The sequence below is a fragment of the Methylobacterium sp. 285MFTsu5.1 genome, from assembly GCF_000383455.1.
Classification (GTDB): domain Bacteria; phylum Pseudomonadota; class Alphaproteobacteria; order Rhizobiales; family Beijerinckiaceae; genus Methylobacterium.
Genome location: NZ_KB911284.1, coordinates 149,252 through 155,251, shown reverse-complemented (window position 1 = coordinate 155,251; position 6,000 = coordinate 149,252). Strand labels below are relative to the sequence as shown.

General features: G+C 65.9%; 2 protein-coding genes and 1 pseudogene. 1 reads left to right on the top strand and 2 read right to left on the bottom strand.

Annotated features, from left to right (window positions below; translation table 11 throughout):
• Both H288_RS34055 and H288_RS0120970 read right to left on the bottom strand, forming a co-directional pair.
• Window positions 1-906 (bottom strand): annotated as a pseudogene (locus tag H288_RS34055) (IS3 family transposase); the annotation flags it as partial.
• A gap of 1,789 nt (window positions 907-2,695) precedes the next feature.
• Entirely contained in the window at window positions 2,696-3,109 is a 414-nt protein-coding gene (locus H288_RS0120970; protein ID WP_020094541.1) for a hypothetical protein, read from the bottom strand.
• Window positions 3,110-4,072: 963 nt separating this feature from the next.
• On the opposite strand from H288_RS0120970, the gene H288_RS0120965 reads away from it, so the two are divergent.
• Entirely contained in the window at window positions 4,073-5,917 is a 1,845-nt protein-coding gene (locus tag H288_RS0120965; protein ID WP_103985151.1) for a hypothetical protein, read from the top strand.
• Window positions 5,918-6,000: the final 83 nt, after the last annotated feature.

Here is a 6,000-nt window from a genome sequence, read left to right as displayed (position 1 = left end):
AGCAGGCGATCATCAGGTTGCAGACCATCTCGGCCGAGACGCCCGCCGTGGTCGCCGACCACGCCATGATCTCGCGGTCGCAGGCGTCGATGGCAAACAGCACGCGGACGACCGCTCCGTCCCGGCAGCGCAGTTCGAGGTGATCCGAGCACCAGCGCACGTTCGAACGCAACGCCACCACGGTGCCGTCGTGGGTGCGGCCGGGCCGCCGGGCGGTGTGCGGCGCGAGGGTGAGCCCGTTCGCCCGCAGGATGCGCAGCACCCGCTTGGCATTGACGCTCGCTTCGCCGCGCGAGTGCAGTGCCCGGTTCACCAGTGCGGTGACGCGGCGATAGCCGTAGCTCGGGCGGGCATCGACGATCGCGCGGATCGTCGGCAGCAGCTGCGCATCCTCGGGCTTGTGGTAGAGGCCGCGCGGCCGAACAGGTCGATTCAGGCGCTCGGCCAGGTGGGAGCGGGCTACACCGAGCGTGTCGGCGACCGCTTTCACCGCGAACCGCCCGTCGAACCGCCCCAGGAGCTGAGCGGCGAGGTCGGTTTTTTTGTGCGGGCGAGGTCGAGCGCCTCCTTCAGGATCTCGACCTCCATGGTCTTGCGCCCGAGCAGGCGTTCGAGGTCGCGCACGCGCCGCTCCAGCTCGCGAACCCGGCTGGTTCCAACGACCTCCTCGTCGGCGTGCACGGCCTGATGGCCGCCCTCCAGCATGCGCCGCTTCCACGAGAACAGCAGGCTGGGCGAGAGGCCGTAGCGGCGGGCGACGAACGACACGGACGAGCCGGGCTGCTGGCTCTCCTCGACGAGGCGGATCTTCTCGGTGGTGGACCAGCGCCGTCGACGCTGAACGCCAGTCAGGATCTCGCCGTGCACCGGCGGGGCGGTCGGATCGGATGACATAGCCTTACCCATAGGCCAACGCCTATGCCTTCGTGAGCTATGCCGCCTGTCCGGTCAAAACGGGGTGCGGTTCACGTGGTGGCGTGAGGGCAGGGTGGTGCAAAGAACATGCGGACACCAAGTTTTGCTCTCTGACCGATCACCGACTATGATCATGATGAAAGGGTCTCTGCCCTTCCTAGGCTATGGGATCGGATGGTTAATAGATCTTAGCCGAAACAGTCGATCCTATGCGTCATGTTCCATAAGATATCTTATGCGAATTCGAAATTCGTCCTTCCATCATGCTTGGAGCCGGACCAAAGGCAGGGTCATGTGGTGGAATTGGCCGGAAATTTGTGCCCGATGTGCCTACGAAAGTGCGAAAGCTATGCTTTGCACGGAGCCCATGTTGCAGAATGATCTTGGGAGGGGCATCAGGCGCCCTTCCCTGCCTATTCCGCCATCTTAAACGCGCTTCCGTCTACACTTTCACTCTTGAACGTAACGGAAGAAAGTAATTTATATCTAGATCTATTTCAAAGTCGACTTGCTTCTCGATCCAGACGAAGAAGTAATTGTGCTGCATATCTTACTGCGCCAGCTTCGACCCAGTATCTTATGGTCTTGACAGGTGCCGCCGGACGTGACTCCAAGGTCGCGACGTGGCTTCGAGCGCGTAGTGTAAAGCTCGTTCGATCTAATTGATCTATACCTTCGTAACGGCTTGGCCATAAGTGCATCGCATCAGTCGAGCGGATCCGTTCAATGAGGTCGGACATTGTTGAACCAGCGGGTGCGATGTCGCGTACGCATCCCCGCGTACCGTGGACGTCGAAAATTACCTCGTTCCGGAGCTGTCCGCTTCTGACATCGGCGACACGTCCGGCTGGCCAAGATAGACCAGCTCTGCCCAGTGGCATGATGTGAGGCAATCGGGCCGTTCGACGGTTTATGGGGGACATACGCGCTTCGTTGACCAATCGGTACTCCCAGGGCCCCCTATGGAGTCGGTCGTGCACGATCTGCCCGTCGCCTCTCCATCCCAGAACGATTAGGTCCTCACCGGCTTGGACCTCGAGCGTTTGTTGCAATGCGCTAGCCTGGTTCCAAAGCGTCTGCGTGTTCCAAAAGCCTTGGCGACGACGAAGGGTGCCGGGCTCCGCGATCCGGTGCGTGACGACGAAACCGCAGCGTATGGCCTGACAGACGCGCACGGATGGTTCAGGGGATATATCGGTGCCGTCCTGCGACAAAATTCCTAGAGCGGCCTCGCGTATCACGTGCCTGAGCAGGGGAACTTCGATGGGCAGGTAGTCGGGTTCTTTGGTCTACATGGGGCCCTCGGAAGTTGGACCCTTCTTCACATCACCCGAGTTTTGCTTTCAGTCAAATGCGTGCTCCGCAGACGCTGTTGAGGGCGCGCTGCGATCACGCTGGGGTAGCTGAAGTCAGCAAAGCCTATACCAAGCAGACCTGCACCGCCCGTGGCAGCATCGGCGATCCGGAAGGTGGAGTGGTACTCGCGGTCAGGCGATGGTCGTACTATAAATTTGGTGAGTAGCATGAGGGCGACCAGAGGCGGGGCCGAACATCGCCCTTCACAATCCTCAACGTGATCGTGAGGGACGGAGCGCCATGGCAAATCGCTTGACCGGCAAGTCAGTCGCTCAGTCAGCTCGGCCCAAAATACCGGTCAGGTCAATCCGACTCAATTGATTTGCGATGATGTAATTCGCATAGCAAAAATTCTGGAATGCGGCGATTAATTCTGTATCATCGGCACTTATACTACGATATGCTGCCCCGAGTCATCACGAAGTCATCGCGAAGGACGGCTGCAGCCCGCGACCAGGGCGGCGAGACCGCTCCGGGCGCCGGCCAGAGGGATCCGCTGCGTGTCGCCAGAGAGCGTCACGCGAAGGGTCTTGCCGGACAGGATCCGCACCCAGTCTTGCGTCAACGTTGTCGTGGTCTGGAGCACGATCTGGTCGTCGAGTTCCAGCTGTTTCGCCCGCATCGGCAGCGAGAGCGTGCCGCCCTCTGAGGCGAACTCGACCTCGGCCCGGGTGCCGTCCCGAGCGCGGTCTCTGTCGTCGTAGTAGTCGACACTCAGCTGTCCGCCCCGCGTGTCGCAGGTGAGCGCGAGGCCCTGCGCGCCGCTGTCCGGAATCTCGTAGGCAAGATGGACGCGACCGTCCCCTTCCCGCTTCTGCCAGCGCATCTCCTGCGCCATCGCAGGGACTCCAAGACAAGACCCTAGAATTGCCACGGTAAGAAAAGTGATCTCACGGCGCATGGCCTTCGATGTCCTCACGCTTCGTCCATGGAGTTGCTGCATGATGGGTGGATTCTGTTCCGCGCGTGTATCCGGCCGGTGGCGCGTGCTCGATGATGCTGCGTGCCAGGCCGGAAGGCCGTGGAAGCCCCCGGCGCTGTCGGGCGGCCTGTCGTCGCCCGACATGTGACCGTCTTCGTCGACGCCGGGTCGAGCGCCAGCCCTTGTCCGCATGGTCGAAGGCGTGTGCCTCGGGCGATCCGGGGGCCGCCGTCGATCGCGCGGAGCGCCAGAGCCGTCACGATCGCGTCCGGGAATACGCCGAACCCGTCTTCATTCCTCTCACACGCGCCCTGCGGCCGTACGGCTGCGCGCCGGCGTTGCCTCACGGTGGCGCTCCCTCTGTCATGCGAACCGCAGCCAGCAGAACAGAGCCACGGTGCCCAAACCTGTCCGATGGCATCGTCGGAGCCGGTGGCCCTGTCCAGAGGACTAGCTCATCGCCGCGCCGTGACGTTCGCTGCAGCGCGGGGTACCATGCGAGGGCGCTAGACATGGACAAGCCCCGTGCTCTTCCGGCGCAACACCGGCCGGACCCGGAGCCGACGGCACGGATGCTGCCGGCGCGCTGCGCGAGATGGATGAAGTCTTTGGGAAAGCGTCCGGGACGCGTCGGCAGGATCTCGACAACGGTGCAGGACCGGCTCGACCGCCCGCCCCTCGATCCGTGCGAGGCACGGGGAGATACGGGTCACAGCGCCCTCCCCTCTCCGCGGCCATCGGGCGTCCCCGGAGGGCGGCGTGCCCGTCGACCGAACCTTCCGGCGCTGACGAGGATCGTGCATGCCCCGTTTGGCGATCACCGGCACTGAGCAGCGATACAACACGGTCGCGGCCGTCGAAGACGGCGGGCGGTGGCGCATGATCCTGCCTTTTCCGCAGGACTCGATCCGGGCCGCCGCCCTGGTCGGCGCTGCGGGACTGGTCTGCCTGTCCGATGACGGGGAACTCTGCCTGATCGACTGGCGGGCGGGCCGGGATCGCGTGCGGCGCCGCCTGCCGGGCGAGGGACCCTTCAATCACAAGCTGTTCGTCACCCGCGATGCCGACCGGATCGCGGTCTATCGGAGCCATGGTCCGAAGAACGACGAGCAGTACTTCGACGACATCGTCGTCCTGCGGGCGTCGGATCTCGAGATCCTGCAGCACGGGCGCGGACTCGTCTGGCATGCCGATGGCCCTGTCGGGTCCCTGTCGCCCGAGGAGGCCTATCCGCCGCGCCCGGACGGGCCGACCATCCTGACCATTCACGGCGACCTGTTCGAGGATCCCGGAGGGCGACTGGCCTTCATCGGCTTCCGGTGCGGGCCGGGCGGGTCGGCCTACGGGCTGTGTCGGCTCGAACGGGCCGGCGCGACGCTGCGCTACGACCCGCTGCCGGACGCGGTGAAGCCCTACTGGTTCAGCCCCAGCGGCCGCTACGCCGTTACGCCGCACTCCGATCCCGCGCGCGGGGGCCCACCGGAGGCAGCGGCCGATACGGGGGACGCCGGCCCTCCCCGCCTCGGACAGGCCGTCGAACTCTGGACGACCGGGCCCGTCGCCCGCGCGGCGACGCTCGTCGCGCGGCCCGGCTCCGAGCCTCCGCGCGCGATCACCGAGGTGGCCTGGGAGCCCGACGAGCGGGCGTTCTGGATCAAGTCGGGGTATTTCTGGGATCGGACCACGGACTTCCAGCGCATCGGCCTGGACGGCACGCGCTCGCCCGTCTTCTCCTTCGCGCGCTACGACGGCGCGAAGGCCGTCTCCGCCTTCGCCGACGTGGCGGATGCGGAGCGGGTCGAGATCCGCTTCTTCAGCGACTCCGTCTACATCCCGCGCGCTCGATGCGCCGACGCGGCGCCCGCCCGGACGATCACCCCGGAGGAGGACGGCTATCGGCCCCGGCCGTCGGCAGGCCCGAGCGCGTCGGCGGTCCGGTGCTTCCTGGCGCGCTCGCAACCGGTGGTCACCGTCGCGGCGTTCTCGGCCGCCGCCATCGCCGAAGCCCTGGACGCGCTCACCGGCCGGATCCGAGCGGATCTGGGGGGACTCCTGCGGGGCGACGTGCTCGCGTTGACCTTCGAGGTCGGCGGGCGGGCGATGACGGAATCGGCCTTCTTCGCGCGCATCGCCCGCGAGCGCGTTGCCGTGGTCCCGGCGCTGCGCGCACTCCTCACGACTTATCTCGCGGTCCAGCCGGGGGTGGTGGAGGCCAGGAAGCTGTATCGCCAGCTCTGGGGGCCCGAGGACGATCAGGGTGCGCTGGCACCGGCCATGCAGGCGCTGCTCCACCTCGATCCGACGGCCCACGACGTCTTCCGCGACTACCTCGCCCAGCGCGACGGGGAGCACGAGGTCTACTCCACCGACGTGATGATGAGGACCTACATCGCCGAGGCGGGCTGGCGCGACCGGGCCATGATCCGGTTCGGCGTCTATTTCGCGCTGATCCGGTACAGGGATGGCCTGATCACCCTGAGTGGCGGATTCCTGGAGGAGTACGGCGTCCTCGATGCCGCCGAGGGCCTGCTGGAGCCCGCCGACTTCGCCGCGCTCATCCTCGAGGAACTCGACGGGTTCGCGGCGCGCCCCGATCTCGACTGTCGCCTCGGGAGGGACGACCTCTACCGCGAGCTCCGCGCGAGCCTCGCGACCACCGCTTACGGGCGGACGGTCCTGACGGCGCTCGCGGCCCGATCCGCCGCGTCGTCCCGCCTCGCGTGAACGACCCGCGCGCATCGCGCGGCGGTCCAGCCTCCGCGGGGCTGCCGGCCGAACCGACCTGTCCCCACTGACGTCCGGGCCGA

Coding starts and splice junctions, on each gene's coding strand:
- H288_RS0120970 (WP_020094541.1), bottom strand. CDS start 3,109: ATGGCGCAGGAGATGCGCTGGCAGAAGCGGGAAGGGGACGGTCGCGTC.
- H288_RS0120965 (WP_103985151.1), top strand. CDS start 4,073: ATGATCCTGCCTTTTCCGCAGGACTCGATCCGGGCCGCCGCCCTGGTC.